Here is a 17,747-nt window from a genome sequence, read left to right on the forward strand (position 1 = left end):
GCGGATGCGCAGGTTTTTTTTCGTCCTTCCATTTACCTGTCGCGCCTGTTCCCCATCTCGTATAATCTGCAACCATGCATCTTTACCGAACTGTGAGCAAAGGGAGTTGACATGCTTTTTGGATTTTTTCGCAACCTGTTCCGCGTGCTTTATCGTGTACGCGTCACCGGGGATGCCAGGGCGCTACAGGGTGAGCGCATCCTGATCACGCCAAACCATGTCTCTTTTATCGACGGTATTTTACTCGCCCTGTTTTTACCGGTTCGCCCTGTTTTCGCGGTCTATTCCTCTATCAGCCAGCAATGGTACATGCGCTGGTTAAAGTCGCTGATTGATTTTGTGCCGCTCGACCCGACGAAGCCGATGGCGATTAAGCACCTGGTACGCCTGGTAGAGCAGGGCCGCCCGGTGGTTATCTTCCCGGAAGGGCGAATTTCGGTGAGCGGTTCGTTGATGAAAATCTACGACGGCGCCGGGTTTGTGGCGGCGAAGTCTGGCGCAACGGTGGTGCCGGTTCGTATTGAAGGCGCAGAGCTTACGCACTTTAGCCGCCTGAAAGGTCTGGTAAAACAGCGCTTTTTCCCGCGCATTCACCTGCATATCCTGCCGCCTACTCATCTGCCGATGCCGGAGGCGCCGCGAGCGCGTGAGCGCCGCAAACTGGCCGGAGAAATGCTGCATCAAATTATGATGGAAGCGCGCATGGCGGTGCGCCCGCGTGAAACGCTGTATGAATCGCTGTTAGCTGCGCAGTACCGCTACGGGGCGGGTAAAAACTGTGTTGAAGATATTAACTTCACGCCGGACACTTATCGCAAATTGCTGACAAAAACGCTGTTTGTCGGTCGCATTCTGGAAAAATACAGCGCACAGGGCGAAAACATCGGCCTGATGCTGCCAAACGCGGCCATCAGCGCCGCCGTCATCTTTGGCGCGGTTTCTCGTGGCCGTATCCCGGCGATGATGAACTACACGGCGGGCGTGAAAGGGTTGACCAGCGCCATTACCGCTGCGGAGATCAAAACCGTATTCACCTCCCGTCAGTTTCTTGAGAAAGGCAAACTCTGGCATCTGCCGGAGCAACTGACGCAGGTTCGCTGGATTTATCTCGAAGATTTAAAAGCTGATGTGACGCTCGCCGATAAGCTCTGGATTTTTGCGCATCTGCTGATGCCGCGCCTGGCGCAGGTCAAACAGCGGCCGGAAGAGGCGGCAATGATCCTCTTTACATCCGGTTCGGAAGGGCACCCGAAAGGCGTGGTGCACAGCCATAAAAGCCTTCTGGCGAACGTTGAGCAGATAAAAACCATTGCCGATTTCACGGCGAACGACCGCTTTATGTCAGCGCTGCCGCTGTTCCACTCCTTCGGCCTGACCGTCGGCCTGTTGACGCCGCTGCTGACCGGCGCTGAGGTGTTTCTCTATCCCAGCCCGTTGCACTATCGCATTGTGCCGGAGCTGGTCTATGACCGGAACTGCACGGTGCTGTTTGGCACGTCGACGTTTCTGGGCAACTACGCGCGCTTTGCCAACCCGTATGACTTCTATCGTCTGCGCTATGTCGTCGCCGGCGCGGAAAAATTGCAGGACAGCACCCGACAGCTCTGGCAGGACAAATTCGGCCTGCGCGTTCTGGAAGGTTACGGCGTGACCGAATGCGCGCCGGTCGTGTCGATTAACGTACCTATGGCGGCGAAGCCGGGCACCGTTGGGCGCATTTTGCCAGGCATGGATGCGCGCTTGCTGGCGGTTCCAGGCATTGATGACGGCGGGCGTCTGCAACTCAAAGGGCCTAATATCATGAATGGCTACCTGCGGGTTGAAAAACCGGGCGTGCTGGAAGCGCCTGCGGCGGAAAATGCGCTGGGCGACGTTGAACAGGGCTGGTACGACACGGGCGATATTGTGCGTTTCGATGAAAACGGTTTTGTGCAGATCCAGGGGCGAGCGAAGCGCTTTGCGAAAATCGCCGGAGAGATGGTTTCGCTGGAGATGGTCGAACAGCTGGCGCTGGGCGTCTCGCCAGATAAAATGCACGCCACGGCGATTAAAAGCGACGCCAGCAAAGGCGAAGCGCTGGTGCTGTTCACGACAGACGGCGAGCTGACGCGTGAAAGCCTGCTGCAATATGCCCGCACACACGGCATTCCTGAACTTGCCGTACCGCGTGATATCCGCTATCTGAAACAACTTCCGTTACTGGGCAGCGGCAAGCCGGACTTTGTGACGCTGAAAAGCTGGGTTGATGAACCGGAAAAACAACATGCGTGAGTCAGTACATACTAACACCTCGATCTGGTCGAAAGGGATGATGTCGGTTATCGCCGCGCAGTTTCTCTCTGCGTTTGGCGATAACGCGCTGTTGTTCGCGACGCTGGCGCTGCTGAAGGCGCAGTTCTACCCGGACTGGAGCCAGCCGATCCTGCAAATGGTGTTTGTAGGCGCTTACATTCTTTTTGCCCCTTTTGTTGGGCAGGTAGCGGACAGCTTTGCTAAAGGCCGGGTGATGATGTTCGCCAACGGCCTGAAACTGTTGGGCGCCGCGAGCATCTGTTTTGGTTTTAATCCCTTTGTCGGCTATACGCTGGTGGGGATTGGCGCGGCGGCTTACTCTCCGGCGAAATATGGCATTCTTGGCGAGCTGACCACGGGCGACAAACTGGTGAAAGCCAATGGTCTGATGGAAGCCTCCACTATTGCCGCTATTCTGCTGGGATCGGTGGCAGGCGGCGTACTGGCAGACTGGCATGTGATTGCGGCGCTGGTCGCCTGTGCGTTGGCCTATGCGGGCGCAGTTGTCGCTAACCTTTTTATTCCGAAACTCGCGGCGGCGCGGCCAGGCCAGTCCTGGCATTTGCGTAAGATGGTGCGCAGCTTCTTCTGCGCCTGCATGTTGCTCTGGCGTAACGGGGAGACGCGTTTCTCGCTGGTTGGCACCAGCCTTTTTTGGGGCGCGGGCGTCACGCTGCGTTTTCTGCTGGTGCTGTGGGTGCCGGTAGCGCTGGGAATTACCGATAACGCCACGCCGACTTACCTGAACGCAATGGTGGCGATCGGTATTGTTGTGGGCGCAGGCGCTGCGGCGAAGCTGGTTACGCTGGAGACGGTAGCGCGTTGTATGCCTGCGGGTATTCTGATTGGCGTGGTGGTGCTGATTTTCTCTTTGCAGCACACGTTGCTTCCGGCCTATGCGCTGTTGACGCTTATTGGTGTGCTGGGCGGCTTTTTCGTGGTGCCGCTCAATGCGTTATTGCAGGAGCGCGGCAAGAAAAGCGTCGGCGCGGGCAACGCGATTGCGGTACAGAACCTGGGGGAGAACAGCGCGATGCTGTTGATGCTGGGTCTCTATTCGCTGGCCGTACTGGTGGGCATTCCGGTCGTGGCGATCGGCATTGGTTTTGGCGGGCTGTTTGCGCTGGCGATTGCGGCGCTGTGGATTTGGCAGCGCCGCCAGATGTGATTGTTGCACCGTCGGTAGGCCTGATAAGCGCAGCGCCATCAGGCAGAAGCGCCGGATGGCGGCACAGGTGCCTTATCCGGCCTACGGTATGGTGCTGTCGGTAGGCCTGATAAGCGCAGCGCCATCAGGCAGAAGCGCCGGATGGCGGCACAGGTGCCTTATCCGGCCTACGGTATGGTGCTGCCGGTAGGCCTGATAAGCGTAGCGCCATCAGGCAGAAACGCCGGATATGCATATTACGGTGCCGGGTAGGTATAAACCTGATGCACCGCTTCGATCTCCGCCAGCACCTCTTCGCTTAACTCCAGGTGCAAACTCTCAACGTTGGTTTTTAACTGCGCCATCGTCGTTGCGCCCAACAGGGTGCTGGCGACGAACGGCTGACGACGCACAAACGCCAGCGCCATCTGGGCCGGATCGAGGTTGTGGCGTCTGGCGATGTCGACGTAGGCCGCAACCGCCTTTTGCGCCTGCTCGCCGCTGTAGCGCGTAAAGCGGCTAAACAGGGTGTTGCGCGTGCCGGCGGGTTTGGCGCCATTCAGATATTTACCGGTCAACGTACCGAATGCCAGGCAAGAGTAGGCCAGCAGCTCGACGCCTTCATACTGGCTGACTTCCGCTAATCCCACCTCATAACTGCGGTTCAGCAGGCTGTAAGGGTTCTGGATAGTAACAATGCGCGGCAGATCATGTTTATCCGCCAGATGCAGATAGCGCATGACGCCGAAGGCCGTTTCGTTAGAGACGCCGATGTAGCGAATTTTGCCCGCGCGCTGGAACTCCGTCAGCGCGTCCAGCGTTTCGAGCAGCGTGACAACCGGAGCCGAATCCGTCCAGCTGTAGCCCAGCTTGCCGAAGCAGTTGGTCGGGCGCTGCGGCCAGTGAACCTGATACAGGTCCAGATAGTCGGTTTGCAGGCGTTTGAGGCTGTCGTGTAAGGCCTCACGGATATTTTTACGATCCAGCGCCTGATTGGGGCGAATTCCGCTGTCGTTATTACGCGATGGGCCGCTTACCTTGGAAGCGATAACCAGCTTCTCACGGCTGCCGTGTTTAGCAAGCCAGTTACCGACATAGGTTTCTGTTAGCCCCTGGGTTTCCGGGCGTGGAGGCACCGGATACATTTCGGCGACGTCGATCAGGTTAATGCCCTGATCCACGGCGTAATCGAGCTGTGCATGTGCGTCGGCTTCGCTGTTTTGTTCACCAAACGTCATTGTGCCCAGCCCCAGTGTACTTATTTCAAGCGAGCTGTGGGGTATACGGTGATAGTGCATAGCCGTTTCCTTCTTATTATGAAGTCAGTAAATCCCGACAAAGGAATATAAAAATGGCAGAGGGAAGAGAAAAGGGAAAGAGAAAATTCTAAGGCCAGCAGGGCTGCTGACCTCAACAATTAGCGTTCAATGATCTGAGAGACTTCGTCACGATTGATTTGCATCGCGTTGCCTTGCTGATCGTGGTAGCTCACCAGACCCGTATCATCGTCAATTTCTGGTTTACCGTCGGTCAGAATCATCCGACCATCTTTGGTCGCCATTACATAATCGCTGCTACATCCAGAAACAGCAAAAGCCAGTCCTACAGCGGAAATCACAACTGCCCATTTTTTCATCCATTTATCCTCACGTGGCCTGCGTCTGATAATAGTCTAGTAATAACCTGAAGTTATGTCTGATAAAAGCAGTAAAATCTTAAACTGTGAGGAACGGGAGAGGCATTGCGGGTATTCGCTCCCCTTACAGGGAGCGAAAGAGTGAATCAGAGAGGGTTCTTTTTATTGCGCATCAGGTTCAGGCTCTCTACCGCGATAGAGAAGAACATGGCGAAGTAGATGTACCCTTTCGGAACGTGTACATCGAAACTTTCCAGAATCAGGGTAAAGCCGACCAGAATCAGGAAAGAGAGCGCCAGCATTTTGACGGAAGGGTGGCGGTCAACAAACTCGCCGATAGGGCGCGCCGCGAACATCATCACGCCGACGGCAATCACAACTGCCGCCATCATGATAAACAGATGATCCGAGAGGCCCACCGCCGTGATGACGGAATCAAGGCTGAAAATAATATCCAGCATCATGATCTGGACAATTGCGCCCAGGAAGGAGGAGACGCGCGTTTTCAGCCCTTCTTCCTCGCCTTCAATCGATTCGTGAATTTCTTTACTGGCTTTCCAGATCAGGAACAACCCACCCAGCAGCAGGATCAGATCGCGGGCGGAAATCGCTTCGCCGAAAACCTCGAACAGCGGGTTTGTCAGGCGTGTGACCCAGGCGATAGAAGCCAGCAAAGCCAGGCGCATTACCATCGCCGCCGCCAGCCCAAGGCGTCGGGCGTGATTCCGTTGCGCTGTAGGAAGTTTCGCCACCACCAGAGAGAGGAAAATAATATTGTCGATCCCAAGAACGATCTCCAGCAGCGTCAGCGTACCGAGCGCGAGCCAGGCGTTAGGATCGGTTACCCATGCAAATAACATCGAACAAAGTCCTGCCAAAAAAAAGAAGCGCTAATTATAGGCGCGCAATGCGGCAGGTGAAAGTCCAGTCTGTGCCTGTTAGCCCTGTAACAGGAAATGGCGGGCCAGCAGCGTGCGAGTGAAGTTCTTTTTCAGATAAAAGCCGCGCGGCAACGTCAGAATGGTCTCTCCCTGCGCGCCAATTGCTTCGGTAAGGGCTTTGGCATTCGCCGCTTTTGGCCGCAGTTGTAAAAATTCGCCATGCCGGGCGGTGATCCGCTCAACCTGACCCAGCACAATCATGTCCATCAACTCTTCCCAGTCGAGGCGAAGCTGCTGGTCTTCTTCTTCATTTGGGCTCCACAGTAGTGGGGAACCGACGCGCCGATCGGCTAACGGAATACTGCGATCCCCCTCTACGGGAACCCATAACACACGTTTTAATTTGTGGCGGACGTGACTTGTTTCCCACGTCACGCCGCTGTTGCCGGTTAGCGGCGCGACGCAGACAAACGTGGTTTCCAGCGGGCGGCCAAGGCTATCGACGGGAATGGTTTTCAGCTCCACGCCAAGCGCGGCGAAATCTTGTTCCGGTTTGCTACCGGCGCTGGCGCCGAGCCAGATCTCCAGCAGCACGCCAATCCAGCCTTTATCCCGTTTCAAATCTTTGGGGGCCACTAAACCGGCCAGCGCCGCCAGTTCGCCCAGCGAGTAACCTGAAAGCTGCTGCGCCTGGGCGAGCAAAAGGGCTTCAGATGCTGGCGGAGAAAGTAGCGGGCGGAGTCCGGGCATGACGTTATACCTTAGGCGAAAAAGTGAACAATGATTTTATACCGTATGAACAGAGTTTAACGATTTCCACACGCGATGTTCAATCGCATGATTTATATTGGTTTTTAGGATCTGATCCTGCAAGTTGCGCAACAGAGAAATGGGTTTTCCAAATCTGGTCACTGAAAATAAACAGGATCTTACACCATGTTATCCACAGAAAGATGGGATAACTGTGAAAAACCGCCACTACTGTTTCAATTTACAGCCTTGACGTGCGACGAAAATCGAATTTTTACACAAATTGTGCCTAACTTATTGGCACAATCTGTGGATAAAAGCGACGGTGGTTGATCTTTCATCAGCCTGACGATCTTCAATGTGATAGCTGTCACGATTTAGCACGAATGGTCGCAGGTTTTGCATTTAACTTAATGAATTTACGAGGCTATTTTTTGATGGCGTTTGCCGCCCAATTCAGACTGTTCCGGGTTTTCCCGTAGTAATTCCGTACTTCTTCACAACTATATCCACAGAAAAGGTGAATAAAATCGTCTGTGAACACACCTCTCTGTTTATAACTCGGCTATTTGCTGTGAGTTATTCAATTGTTATTAGTAGCGCGTACGCCTAACAGAGTGGTTTACCGTCTCTCTGGAGTGTGAAACAATCATTCATATATAAGGTTTATGTTGAGGTAGTCCGGTGATTGATGACGATGGCTACCGCCCAAATGTAGGTATCGTAATTTGTAATCGCCAGGGGCAGGTTATGTGGGCCCGGCGATTTGGTCAGCACTCCTGGCAATTCCCGCAAGGCGGGATAAATTCAGGGGAGTCAGCAGAACAAGCGATGTACCGGGAACTGTTTGAAGAAGTCGGGTTGAGCCGTAAAGATGTGCGGATACTTGCTTCTACTCGCAACTGGTTGCGTTACAAGTTACCGAAACGTTTGGTGCGTTGGGACACGAAGCCGGTTTGTATCGGCCAGAAACAAAAATGGTTTCTTCTGCAATTGATGAGCGCTGATGCGGAAATCAATATGCAAACCAGCAGCACCCCTGAGTTTGATGGCTGGCGCTGGGTAAGTTACTGGTACCCGGTCAGGCAGGTGGTGTCATTTAAACGCGATGTCTACCGCAGGGTGATGAAAGAGTTCGCAAGTGTCGTGATGGCGCTTCAGGAGAGTACGCCGAAGCCACAAAACGCACCTGCCTGGCGACGTAAAAGAGGTTAAAGCTACGCAAATTATGCTCACCCGCCTGCGCGAAATAGTGGAAAAGGTGGCCAGTGCGCCGCGCCTTAACGAGGCGCTGAATATTCTGGTCACTGATATCTGTCTTGCGATGGATACAGAGGTCTGTTCGGTCTATCTGGCCGATCACGACCGACGTTGTTACTACCTCATGGCGACGCGAGGGCTAAAAAAACCGCGTGGCCGTACTGTCACACTCGCATTTGATGAAGGTATCGTCGGCCTGGTTGGCAGGCTGGCGGAACCGATCAACCTTGCCGATGCGCAGAAACACCCCAGCTTTAAATACATCCCGTCAGTAAAAGAGGAGCGTTTCCGCGCTTTTCTGGGCGTGCCGATTATTCAGCGCCGCCAGCTACTGGGGGTGCTGGTGGTACAGCAGCGTGAACTGCGCCAGTACGATGAAAGCGAAGAGTCTTTCCTCGTTACGCTGGCGACCCAGATGGCGGCTATCCTTTCGCAGACGCAGCTAACCGCGTTATTTGGTCAATACCGCCATACGCGCATCCGTGCGCTGCCCGCCGCGCCCGGCGTGGCGATAGCGGAAGGCTGGCAGGATGCAACGTTGCCGCTGATGGAGCAGGTCTACGAAGCCTCCACCCTTGACCCGGCGCTTGAGCGCGAGCGGCTGACCGGCGCGCTGGAAGAGGCCGCTAACGAATTTCGTCGTTACAGTAAGCGCTTTGCCGCTGGCGCGCAGAAAGAGACGGCGGCGATCTTCGATCTGTATTCACACCTGCTTTCTGATGCCCGATTGCGTCGTGAACTGTTTGCCGAAGTCGATAAGGGCGCGGTGGCGGAGTGGGCCGTCAAAAAAGTCATCGAAAAGTTTGCCGAGCAGTTTGCCGCCCTGACGGATGGCTACCTCAAAGAGCGTGCCGGAGATTTACGCGCGCTGGGCCAGCGTCTGTTATTCCACCTGGATGACACCATTCAGGGGCCGAACACATGGCCCGAGCGTTTTGTGCTGGTGGCAGATGAACTCTCAGCCACCACGCTGGCGGAACTGCCACAGGACAGACTGGCCGGCGTCGTGGTTCGCGACGGCGCGGCTAACTCGCATGCGGCGATTATGGTGCGCGCGCTCGGTATTCCGACCGTGATGGGCGCGGATATTCAGCCTTCGGTTCTTCATCACCGCACGCTGGTGGTGGATGGCTATCGCGGGGAACTGCTGGTCGATCCTGAACCGGTATTGTTGCAGGAATATCAGCGGCTTATCAGCGAAGAGAATGAACTAAGCCGGCTGGCGGAAGATGATGTCAATCTGCCCGCGCATCTGAAAAGCGGCGAACGCGTTAAGGTGATGCTTAACGCAGGGTTAAGCCCGGAACATGAAGAGAAGCTGGGCAGCCGTATCGACGGTATCGGGCTTTATCGCACCGAAATTCCGTTCATGTTGCAAAGCGGTTTCCCCTCGGAAGAAGAGCAGGTGGCGCAGTATCAGGGGATGCTGCAAATGTTTAACGACAAACCGGTGACTCTGCGTACGCTGGATGTCGGTGCGGACAAGCAACTGCCCTATATGCCGATCAGCGAAGAAAACCCGTGCCTGGGCTGGCGCGGCATTCGTATTACGCTCGATCAGCCGGAGATCTTCCTGATCCAGGTGCGCGCGATGCTGCGCGCCAACGCCGCGACCGGCAACCTGAGCATTTTACTGCCGATGGTCACCAGCATTGATGAAGTGGATGAAGCGCGACGCCTGATTGAGCGTGCCGGGCGTGAAGTCGAAGAGATGATCGGTTACGCGATCCCCAGACCGCGCATTGGGATCATGCTGGAAGTGCCGTCGATGGTATTTATGCTGCCGCAACTGGCGAACCGGGTCGATTTTATCTCCGTTGGCACCAACGATCTGACGCAGTATATCCTGGCGGTTGATCGCAACAATACGCGTGTGGCCAGTATTTACGACAGCCTGCACCCGGGGATGTTACGTGCGCTGGCGATGATCGCTCAGGAAGCCGAAAAACAGGGGCTTGATTTGCGGCTATGCGGTGAAATGGCGGGCGATCCGATGTGTGTGGCGATCCTGATAGGCCTGGGATTCCGCCATCTGTCGATGAACGGTCGCTCCGTCGCGCGGGTGAAATACCTGCTGCGGCACATTGATTATGAAGACGCGCAAACGCTGGCGCAGCGCAGTCTGGAAGCGCAAATGGCGACGGAAGTGCGTCATCAGGTGGCGGCGTTTATGGAGCGCCGTGGCATGGGCGGCCTGATACGCGGGGGGTTGTGACAGGCGCAGTGCCCTTGATTGCCGGATGGCGGCGCACGCGCCTTATCCGGCCTACGGCGCGGTGCCATTCGTAGGCCTGATAAGCGCAGCGCCATCAGGCAAAGATGTTGTGCCGTCTGTAGGCCTGATAAGCGTAGCGCCATCAGGCAAAGGTGTTGCGCGGTCCGTAGGCCTGATAAGCGTAGCGCCATCAGGCAAAGGTGTTGCGCGGTCGGTAAGCCTGATAAGCGTAAGCGCCATCAGGCAAAGATGTTGCGCGGTCCGTAGGCCTGATAAGCGTAAGCGCCATCAGGCAAAGATGTTGCGCGGTTCGTAGGCCTGATAAGCGTAAGCGCCATCAGGCATTCCTGGGATTGTCATTGATAGCCTATACAGATCTTTTACATCTTCCCGGCATCACCGATGCACCCCTTGTGCTATCATTCGCTCCTTTGGAGCGCCTGTGAACGGCTGGCGCGCATATCAATTGCTGTCTATTTTCAGCGAAATAACAAGAACTTGTGGTGACAGATGACCAGTAGCTATCTGCATTTTCCGGAATTTGATCCGGTCATTTTCTCAATTGGGCCCGTTGCGCTGCACTGGTACGGCATGATGTACCTGGTCGGTTTTGTCTTTGCAATGTGGCTGGCGATTCGCCGGGCAAACCGTCCGGGCAGCGGCTGGACCAAAAACGAAGTTGAAAACTTACTCTATGCCGGTTTTCTCGGCGTTTTCCTCGGTGGCCGTATTGGTTACGTCCTGTTCTACAACTTCCCGCTGTTCCTGGAAAATCCGCTCTATCTGTTCCGCGTCTGGGATGGCGGCATGTCCTTCCACGGCGGCCTGATCGGCGTCATTCTGGTGATGGTGATCTTCGCCAGACGCACTAAACGTTCTTTCTTCCAGGTATCCGATTTTATCGCGCCGCTGATTCCTTTTGGTTTAGGCGCAGGGCGTCTGGGGAACTTTATCAACGGCGAGCTGTGGGGGCGTGTCGATCCGAGCTTCCCGTTTGCCATGCTGTTCCCGGGCTCTCGCGCGGAAGATATCGCGCTGTTGCCGTCAAACCCGCAGTGGCAGTCGATCTTTGATACCTATGGCGTTCTGCCTCGCCATCCGTCCCAGCTGTATGAGCTGGTGCTGGAAGGTATCGTGCTGTTCATTATTCTTAACCTGTTTATCCGCAAGTCGCGCCCGATGGGGGCAGTCTCTGGCCTGTTCCTGATTGGCTATGGCGCGTTTCGTATCATTGTTGAATTCTTCCGCCAGCCGGATGCGCAGTTTACCGGCGCATGGGTACAGTACATCAGCATGGGGCAGATTCTCTCTATCCCGATGATTGTCGCTGGTGTGATCATGATGGTTTGGGCTTACCGCCGCAGCCCACAGCAACACGTTTCCTGAGGAACCATGAAACAGTATTTAGAACTGATGCAAAAAGTGCTGGATGAAGGCACACAGAAAAACGACCGTACCGGAACCGGAACGCTTTCCATTTTTGGTCATCAGATGCGTTTTAACCTGCGGGAAGGATTTCCGCTGGTGACGACGAAGCGCTGCCATTTACGCTCCATCATTCACGAGCTGTTGTGGTTCCTGCAAGGCGATACCAACGTCGCTTACCTGCATGAAAACAATGTGACGATCTGGGACGAATGGGCCGATGAAAACGGTAATTTAGGCCCGGTATATGGCAAACAGTGGCGCGCATGGCCTGCGCCGGACGGTCGCCATATTGACCAGATCACCACGGTCATGAACCAGTTGAAAAATGACCCGGACTCCCGCCGTATTATTGTTTCCGCCTGGAACGTCGGCGAGCTGGATAAAATGGCGCTGGCGCCGTGTCATGCGTTCTTCCAGTTCTATGTTGCGGACGGCAAACTCTCCTGCCAGCTGTATCAGCGCTCCTGCGACGTCTTCCTGGGGCTGCCGTTTAATATCGCCAGCTATGCGTTACTGGTGCATATGATGGCGCAACAGTGCGACCTGGAAGTGGGCGACTTTGTCTGGACCGGCGGCGACACGCACCTGTACAGCAACCATATGGAACAGACGCATCTACAGTTAAGCCGCGAACCGCGCGCGCTGCCGAAACTGGTGATCAAACGTAAGCCTGACTCTATCTTCGACTACCGTTTTGAAGATTTTGAGATTGAAGGCTACGACCCGCATCCTGGCATTAAAGCGCCGGTCGCTATCTGACCTGAGCTCATCCTGTCATAACCGACGCCCTTGCGCGTCGGTTTTTTTTATCCTGTACGCCATTCTTCGGCGCTGATTCCCGAATTTTTGCAACGCGCTGTAATACGATAACTATTTCTCGTAACGCGCCGAATAATCTGCATTCTTGCCTCGTCATTTTCTCCGCCCCCGGCATACTGCCGCTATGAAAAAACAACAGGGCTATACGCTCATTGAAACAATGGTCGCAATGTTTCTTATGGTTAGCCTTAGCGCCACAGGACTCTATGGCTGGCAGCGTTGGCAACAGCAGCAGCGGTTATGGCAAACCGCCAGCCAGCTGCGGGATTATTTGCTGCAACTGCGTGAGGATGCGAACTGGCACAACCGGGATCACATTGTTCAGGTCATCAGAGAACGCGGCGGCTGGTGCTTTGTCAGCGCTGCTGCGGCGCAAGGTGCCTGTACGCCAGACGCGCCGTTCGTCTTTATTCCAGCATGGCGCGATATCGACATGGTGGAGATCACCCCCTCGCTGGCGTTTTTTGGTCTGCGCAATACCGCCTGGGCCGGGCATATCCGCCTGAAAAACGCTGCGGGCGAATGGCGTCTGGTGGTTTCGTCCTGGGGGCGAATCCGGCTCTGTGAGGGACGCGAGGCCGAAGCATGTCGATGAACGAGCGCGGTTTTTCTCTGCTGGAGGTACTTATCGCGATGGCGATAAGCAGCATGCTACTGCTCGGCGCGGCACGATTTTTACCCGCGCTACAGCGTGAGATTCTACAGACCACGCGGCAGCTGTTGCTGGAAGATGAGATCTGGCAGCGTGCTTATACCGTGGCAAAACACCTGCAACGCGCGGGATATTGTCGGGGAAACTGCACAGGGAAAGGACTGGTGATTGCCGGGCAGGGGGAGTGCGTTATCGTACAGTGGGATGCCAATAATAACGGGCGCTGGGAGACTGCGCCGGGAAAAGAGGCCGAACAGATCGGGTTTCGTTTAAACAATAAAACGCTGGAAACACTGCGCGGGGCAACATCATGCGCAGATAAAGGGTGGGATAAAATGACCGATCCCGATACGGTACAGATTGAGGCATTTAACGTTGAGCGTCAGGAGATGCCCGGTTTTACGCCGGTACTGACGCTGTCTCTTCGGGGGCGCAGTAAAGCGGCTTCTAAAACCGCTGTTGAGGCGCAATACAGCGTCACCGGGTTTAATCTGTGAAGCGTGAACGGGGTGTGTCCTCTCTGGTGATGGTGCTTTTGCTGCTGGTATTGGGCAGCCTGCTGCTTCAGGGGGCAAACCAGCAGCAGGCGAGTTTTTCCACTCTGGTGGCGACAGAAAGCCGGGCCTTGCAGCGTCAGGCGGTGGCGCAGTCGGCGCTGGAATGGGGAAGGATGCAGTCATGGTCGGCGCAGGCTGCGGTTGAGTGTCGGCAATACGCCACGCCGAATGCCCGCGTTTGCCTGCGCCTGCTCGCGAACAACACCGCTTTATTGATTGCGCAGTATGATGGCGCATCGGTCTGGCGCCTGGGAGCGCGGGAGGAAAGCGGCGTTGTATTTTCTCCGCATGGATGGAGCGATTTTTGCCCGTTGAGTGAGGTGGCGTTATGCCAGATACCCTGAACAGGCAGCGTGGTTTTAGTCTGCCGGAAGTGATACTGGCGATGGCGCTGCTGGTGATAACCGTCACCGCGTTATCGGGTTATCAGCGGGCGTTGATGACGAGTCTTGTCGTCAGGGCGCAATATCAACAGCTCTGGCGGTACGGCTGGCAGCAAACGGCGCTGTATTCATTTTCACCTCCCGAAAGCTGGCAGACCAACCGAATGCAGACAACACAAGCGGGATGTGTCAGCATCAGCGTTAAACTCATTTCCCCTTTGGGCAGGCAAGGCCAGATGTTGCGCTTACACTGCCCGAAAAGTCAGTAGTCAGGAGTTGCTATGTTAAGGGTCTACCACTCCAACCGTCTGGACGTGCTGGAAGCGTTAATGGAATTCATCGTTGAGCGCGATCGGCTTGACGATCCCTTTGAACCCGAAATTGTGTTGGTTCAAAGTACCGGTATGGCGCAGTGGCTGCAAATGACCCTTTCGCAGAAATTTGGTATCGCCGCGAATATCGATTTTCCGCTACCCGCGAGTTTTATCTGGGATATGTTTGTACGCGTGCTGCCTGATATCCCGAAAGAGAGCGCGTTCAGCAAGCAAAACATGAGCTGGAAGCTGATGACGCTGCTGCCGCAACTGCTGGAGCGTGAGGATTTTACGCTACTGCGCCACTATCTGACGGACGACGCTGATAAGCGCAAACTATTCCAGCTTTCCTCGCGTGCCGCCGATCTTTTCGATCAGTATCTGGTCTATCGCCCCGACTGGCTTACCCAGTGGGAGGCGGGGCAGATGGTTGACGGGTTAGGGGAGGCTCAGATCTGGCAGGCGCCGCTGTGGAAGGCGCTGGTGGAATACACGGCTGAACTGGGGCAGCCGCGCTGGCACCGTGCGAATGTGTATCAGCGTTTTATCCAGACGCTGGAAAATGCGACAACCAGCCCGACGGGGCTGCCTTCGCGCGTCTTTATTTGTGGTATTTCCGCGCTGCCGCCGGTGTATCTCCGGGCCTTGCAGGCGCTGGGAAAGCACATCGAAATCCATCTGCTGTTCACTAACCCCTGCCGTTATTACTGGGGGGATATCAGAGACCCTGCCTGGCTGGCAAAACTGGTGGCTCGTCAGCGTCGTCACAGCTTTGAGGAGCGCGACTTACCGCTGTTTCGCGATAACCAACGCGCCGGGGAGTTATTTAATAGCGACGGCGAGCAGGATGTCGGGAACCCGATGCTGGCGTCCTGGGGGAAACTGGGGCGGGATTACATCTACTTGCTTTCCGAACTGGAAAACACGCAGGAACTGGATGCGTTTGTCGATATTCCCCCGGACAACCTGCTTCATAACATTCAGGCGGACATCCTTGAGCTGGAAAGTTGCGCCGTGGCTGGGGTGAACCTCGAAGAGTACGCCCGAAGCGACAACAAGCGTCTGCTTGACCCGAATGACGCCAGCGTGACCTTTCACGTATGCCATAGCCCGCAGCGTGAAGTGGAGATCCTGCACGATAGTCTGCTGGCGATGCTGGAGGCCGACCCGACGCTGATGCCGCGCGATATTATCGTCATGGTGGCGGATATCGACAGCTATAGCCCCTTTATTCAGGCCGTATTTGGCAGTGCGCCTGCCGAACGCTATCTACCTTATGCCATCTCCGATCGCCGGGCGCGTCAGTCGCATCCTGTTTTGCAGGCGTTTATCAGCCTGCTGTCGTTGCCGGACAGCCGTTTTGTCTCTGAAGATGTGCTGGCGCTGCTGGACGTGCCGGTTCTGGCGGCTCGGTTTAACATCAACGAAGAAGGGCTGCGCTATCTTCGCTTATGGGTCAATGAGTCGGGTATCCGCTGGGGGATTGATGATGACAACGTGCGCGAGCTGGCGCTTCCTGCAACGGGGCAGCATACCTGGCAATTTGGCCTGACGCGTATGCTGCTGGGTTACGCGATGGAAAGCGCGCAGGGCGAATGGCAGTCCGTGCTGCCTTATGACGAGTCCAGCGGGCTGATTGCGGAGCTGGTCGGGCATCTGGCGTCCCTGCTTATGCAGTTGAACCTCTGGCGTCGCGGACTGGCGCAGGCGCGTCCGCTGGAAGAGTGGCTCCCGGTTTGCCGCGACATGCTCAATGACTTTTTCCTGCCCGATGCGGAAACGGAAGCCGCGATGACCCTTATCGAGCAGCAATGGCAGGCGATTATCACCGAAGGGCTTGAGGCGGAGTATGGCGATGCGGTGCCGCTGTCTCTGTTACGGGACGAGCTGGCGCAAAGGCTGGATCAGGAACGCATCAGCCAGCGTTTTCTGGCGGGGCCGGTAAACATCTGTACGCTCATGCCTATGCGTTCTATCCCCTTTAAGGTTGTGTGTCTCCTTGGTATGAATGACGGCGTCTATCCGCGTCAGCTGGCGCCGCTCGGTTTTGACTTGATGAGTCAGAAACCGATGCGTGGGGATCGTAGCCGTCGCGATGATGACCGCTACCTGTTCCTTGAGGCCTTAATCTCTGCGCAGCAGACGCTCTATATTAGCTACATCGGGCGCTCTATTCAGGATAACAGCGAACGTTTCCCGTCAGTCCTGGTGCAGGAACTGATGGATTATATCGGGCAAAGTCACTATTTGCCGGGAGATGAAGAACTGACCAGCGATGAGAGCGAGGCCCGCGTGAAAGCGCATATCGCTCGCCTGCACACGCGGATGCCGTTTGATGCGCAAAACTATCTTCCCGGTGAACAGCAAAGCTACGCGCGCGAATGGCTACCTGCTGCAAGTCAGTCAGGCGAGGCCCATTCTGATTTTGTACAGCCGTTGCCCTATGAACTCCCTGAGACGTTGACGCTGGAAAAACTTCAGCGCTTCTGGGCGCATCCGGTGCGGGCGTTTTTCCAGATGCGGCTACAGGTGAATTTCCGCGCGGAAGAGAGTGAAATTCCCGATACGGAGCCGTTCATTCTGGAAGGGCTAACCCGCTATCAGCTTAATCAGCAGTTGCTTAATACGCTGGTCGAAGAAGAGGATGCCGGGCTTTTATTCCGTCGCTTCCGGGCGGCGGGCGATCTCCCGTATGGCGCTTTTGGCGAGATCCTCTGGGATACGCAGCGTCAGGAGATGCAGTCGCTGGCGGACAGGATTATCGCGTGTCGTCAGCCGGGGAAAAGTATGGAAGTTGATCTGCTCTGCAATGGCGTGCAGATCACGGGGTGGTTGCCGCAGGTGCAGGAAGACGGTTTGTTGCGCTGGCGCCCATCTTTAATAAGCGTTGCGCAGGGAATGCAACTTTGGCTGGAACACCTTGTCTATTGTGCCTGTGGCGGAAAAGGCGAAAGTCGTTTGTTCCTGCGTAAAGAGGGAGAGTGGCGCTTCCCGCCGTTAGAGGCTGAACAGGCGTTAACTTACCTCGCTCAGCTGATTGACGGTTATCGGGAAGGGATGTCGTCCCCACTGCTGGTTCTTCCTGAAAGCGGCGGCGCATGGATAAAAGCTTGTTATGACGCGGCGAATGATGCCATGTTAGATGATGCTGACACGCTGCAAAAAGCCCGGACGAAGTTCTTACAGGCTTATGAAGGTAACATGGTGATACGCGGAGAAGGGGATGATATCTGGTATCAACGGTTGTGGCGTCAGCTGGAGCCGAAGACGATAGAGAGCATTATTTCTCAGTCTCAACGTTATCTGTTACCGCTATTTCGTTTTAATCAGTCGTGAGGGTTGTATAAAAATTGCGCAATTAAATGGCTTCATTTATGATGCGTTTTCTGTCACGGACTGATTTTACAATAAGA

16 protein-coding genes are annotated in these 17,747 nt (G+C 55.4%); 12 read left to right on the forward strand and 4 right to left on the reverse strand.

Features of this window, described 5'->3' with window-relative positions:
• The first annotated feature begins 111 nt into the window (after nt 1–111).
• Both aas and lplT read left to right on the forward strand, forming a co-directional pair.
• Entirely contained in the window at nt 112–2,271 is a 2,160-nt protein-coding gene (gene aas / locus OGX80_RS14930; protein ID WP_012134954.1) for a bifunctional acyl-ACP--phospholipid O-acyltransferase/long-chain-fatty-acid--ACP ligase, read from the forward strand.
• Entirely contained in the window at nt 2,264–3,460 is a 1,197-nt protein-coding gene (lplT, locus tag OGX80_RS14935; RefSeq protein WP_115181200.1) for a lysophospholipid transporter LplT, read from the forward strand. The genes aas and lplT overlap by 8 nt, the downstream gene beginning before the upstream one ends.
• A 236-nt stretch (nt 3,461–3,696) precedes the next feature.
• Here the strand turns inward: lplT and OGX80_RS14940 are convergent, their stop codons facing one another.
• The 4 genes from OGX80_RS14940 to mutH all read right to left on the reverse strand — a co-directional run bounded on the left by OGX80_RS14940 (nt 3,697) and on the right by mutH (nt 6,706).
• Complete coding sequence (locus tag OGX80_RS14940) at nt 3,697–4,737, reverse strand: NADP(H)-dependent aldo-keto reductase (protein WP_115181202.1); 1,041 nt, start codon at nt 4,735–4,737, stop codon at nt 3,697–3,699.
• Between the two features lie 119 nt (nt 4,738–4,856).
• Entirely contained in the window at nt 4,857–5,075 is a 219-nt protein-coding gene (gene ygdR / locus OGX80_RS14945; protein WP_012134951.1) for a lipoprotein YgdR, read from the reverse strand.
• 146 nt (nt 5,076–5,221) lie between these two features.
• On the reverse strand, nt 5,222–5,935 hold the full coding sequence (locus OGX80_RS14950) for a TerC family protein (RefSeq protein ID WP_049012027.1): 714 nt from the start codon (nt 5,933–5,935) through the stop codon (nt 5,222–5,224).
• A 78-nt stretch (nt 5,936–6,013) separates the two neighbouring features.
• On the reverse strand, nt 6,014–6,706 hold the full coding sequence (gene mutH, locus OGX80_RS14955) for a DNA mismatch repair endonuclease MutH (protein WP_047461516.1): 693 nt from the start codon (nt 6,704–6,706) through the stop codon (nt 6,014–6,016).
• Nucleotides 6,707–6,892: 186 nt separating this feature from the next.
• On the opposite strand from mutH, the gene OGX80_RS22430 reads away from it, so the two are divergent.
• From OGX80_RS22430 to recC, 10 genes are all read left to right on the forward strand, one after another.
• Entirely contained in the window at nt 6,893–7,039 is a 147-nt protein-coding gene (locus tag OGX80_RS22430) for a hypothetical protein (RefSeq protein WP_047461519.1), read from the forward strand.
• Nucleotides 7,040–7,390: 351 nt separating this feature from the next.
• Entirely contained in the window at nt 7,391–7,921 is a 531-nt protein-coding gene (gene rppH / locus OGX80_RS14960; RefSeq protein WP_024130909.1) for an RNA pyrophosphohydrolase, read from the forward strand.
• 13 nt (nt 7,922–7,934) lie between these two features.
• Nucleotides 7,935–10,181, forward strand: coding sequence for a phosphoenolpyruvate--protein phosphotransferase (ptsP, locus tag OGX80_RS14965; protein ID WP_012134945.1), 2,247 nt, complete (start codon nt 7,935–7,937; stop codon nt 10,179–10,181).
• A gap of 510 nt (nt 10,182–10,691) precedes the next feature.
• Nucleotides 10,692–11,567, forward strand: a complete 876-nt coding sequence (gene lgt / locus OGX80_RS14970; RefSeq protein ID WP_047461522.1) for a prolipoprotein diacylglyceryl transferase — start codon at nt 10,692–10,694, stop codon at nt 11,565–11,567.
• 6 nt (nt 11,568–11,573) lie between these two features.
• A complete protein-coding gene (gene thyA, locus OGX80_RS14975) occupies nt 11,574–12,368 on the forward strand; it encodes a thymidylate synthase (RefSeq protein ID WP_012134943.1) in 795 nt (264 codons plus the stop codon).
• A gap of 184 nt (nt 12,369–12,552) precedes the next feature.
• On the forward strand, nt 12,553–13,023 hold the full coding sequence (locus OGX80_RS14980) for a prepilin peptidase-dependent protein (protein ID WP_115181204.1): 471 nt from the start codon (nt 12,553–12,555) through the stop codon (nt 13,021–13,023).
• A complete protein-coding gene (locus tag OGX80_RS14985; protein WP_115181205.1) occupies nt 13,014–13,577 on the forward strand; it encodes a prepilin peptidase-dependent protein in 564 nt (187 codons plus the stop codon). Before OGX80_RS14980 ends, OGX80_RS14985 begins: the two co-directional genes overlap by 10 nt.
• A complete protein-coding gene (locus tag OGX80_RS14990) occupies nt 13,574–13,981 on the forward strand; it encodes a DUF2509 family protein (protein WP_115181206.1) in 408 nt (135 codons plus the stop codon). The genes OGX80_RS14985 and OGX80_RS14990 overlap by 4 nt, the downstream gene beginning before the upstream one ends.
• Nucleotides 13,966–14,289, forward strand: coding sequence for a prepilin-type N-terminal cleavage/methylation domain-containing protein (locus tag OGX80_RS14995; RefSeq protein WP_115181207.1), 324 nt, complete (start codon nt 13,966–13,968; stop codon nt 14,287–14,289). Before OGX80_RS14990 ends, OGX80_RS14995 begins: the two co-directional genes overlap by 16 nt.
• Before the next feature lie 12 nt (nt 14,290–14,301).
• On the forward strand, nt 14,302–17,670 hold the full coding sequence (gene recC, locus OGX80_RS15000; protein WP_233644153.1) for an exodeoxyribonuclease V subunit gamma: 3,369 nt from the start codon (nt 14,302–14,304) through the stop codon (nt 17,668–17,670).
• The last annotated feature ends 77 nt before the right edge of the window (nt 17,671–17,747 follow it).

This window comes from Citrobacter sp. CK194 (assembly GCF_030333395.1).
In the GTDB taxonomy this organism is placed as follows: Bacteria; Pseudomonadota; Gammaproteobacteria; order Enterobacterales; family Enterobacteriaceae; genus Citrobacter_B; species Citrobacter_B koseri.

Bases quoted from the DNA above. Each gene is read 5' to 3' on its own strand.
- aas (WP_012134954.1), top strand. From the start codon at position 112: ATGCTTTTTGGATTTTTTCGCAACCTGTTCCGCGTGCTTTATCGTGTA.
- lplT (WP_115181200.1), top strand. From the start codon at position 2,264: ATGCGTGAGTCAGTACATACTAACACCTCGATCTGGTCGAAAGGGATG.
- OGX80_RS14940 (WP_115181202.1), bottom strand. From the start codon at position 4,737: ATGCACTATCACCGTATACCCCACAGCTCGCTTGAAATAAGTACACTG.
- ygdR (WP_012134951.1), bottom strand. From the start codon at position 5,075: ATGAAAAAATGGGCAGTTGTGATTTCCGCTGTAGGACTGGCTTTTGCT.
- OGX80_RS14950 (WP_049012027.1), bottom strand. From the start codon at position 5,935: ATGTTATTTGCATGGGTAACCGATCCTAACGCCTGGCTCGCGCTCGGT.
- mutH (WP_047461516.1), bottom strand. From the start codon at position 6,706: ATGCCCGGACTCCGCCCGCTACTTTCTCCGCCAGCATCTGAAGCCCTT.
- OGX80_RS22430 (WP_047461519.1), top strand. From the start codon at position 6,893: ATGTTATCCACAGAAAGATGGGATAACTGTGAAAAACCGCCACTACTG.
- ptsP (WP_012134945.1), top strand. From the start codon at position 7,935: ATGCTCACCCGCCTGCGCGAAATAGTGGAAAAGGTGGCCAGTGCGCCG.
- lgt (WP_047461522.1), top strand. From the start codon at position 10,692: ATGACCAGTAGCTATCTGCATTTTCCGGAATTTGATCCGGTCATTTTC.
- thyA (WP_012134943.1), top strand. From the start codon at position 11,574: ATGAAACAGTATTTAGAACTGATGCAAAAAGTGCTGGATGAAGGCACA.
- OGX80_RS14980 (WP_115181204.1), top strand. From the start codon at position 12,553: ATGAAAAAACAACAGGGCTATACGCTCATTGAAACAATGGTCGCAATG.
- OGX80_RS14985 (WP_115181205.1), top strand. From the start codon at position 13,014: ATGTCGATGAACGAGCGCGGTTTTTCTCTGCTGGAGGTACTTATCGCG.
- OGX80_RS14995 (WP_115181207.1), top strand. From the start codon at position 13,966: ATGCCAGATACCCTGAACAGGCAGCGTGGTTTTAGTCTGCCGGAAGTG.
- recC (WP_233644153.1), top strand. From the start codon at position 14,302: ATGTTAAGGGTCTACCACTCCAACCGTCTGGACGTGCTGGAAGCGTTA.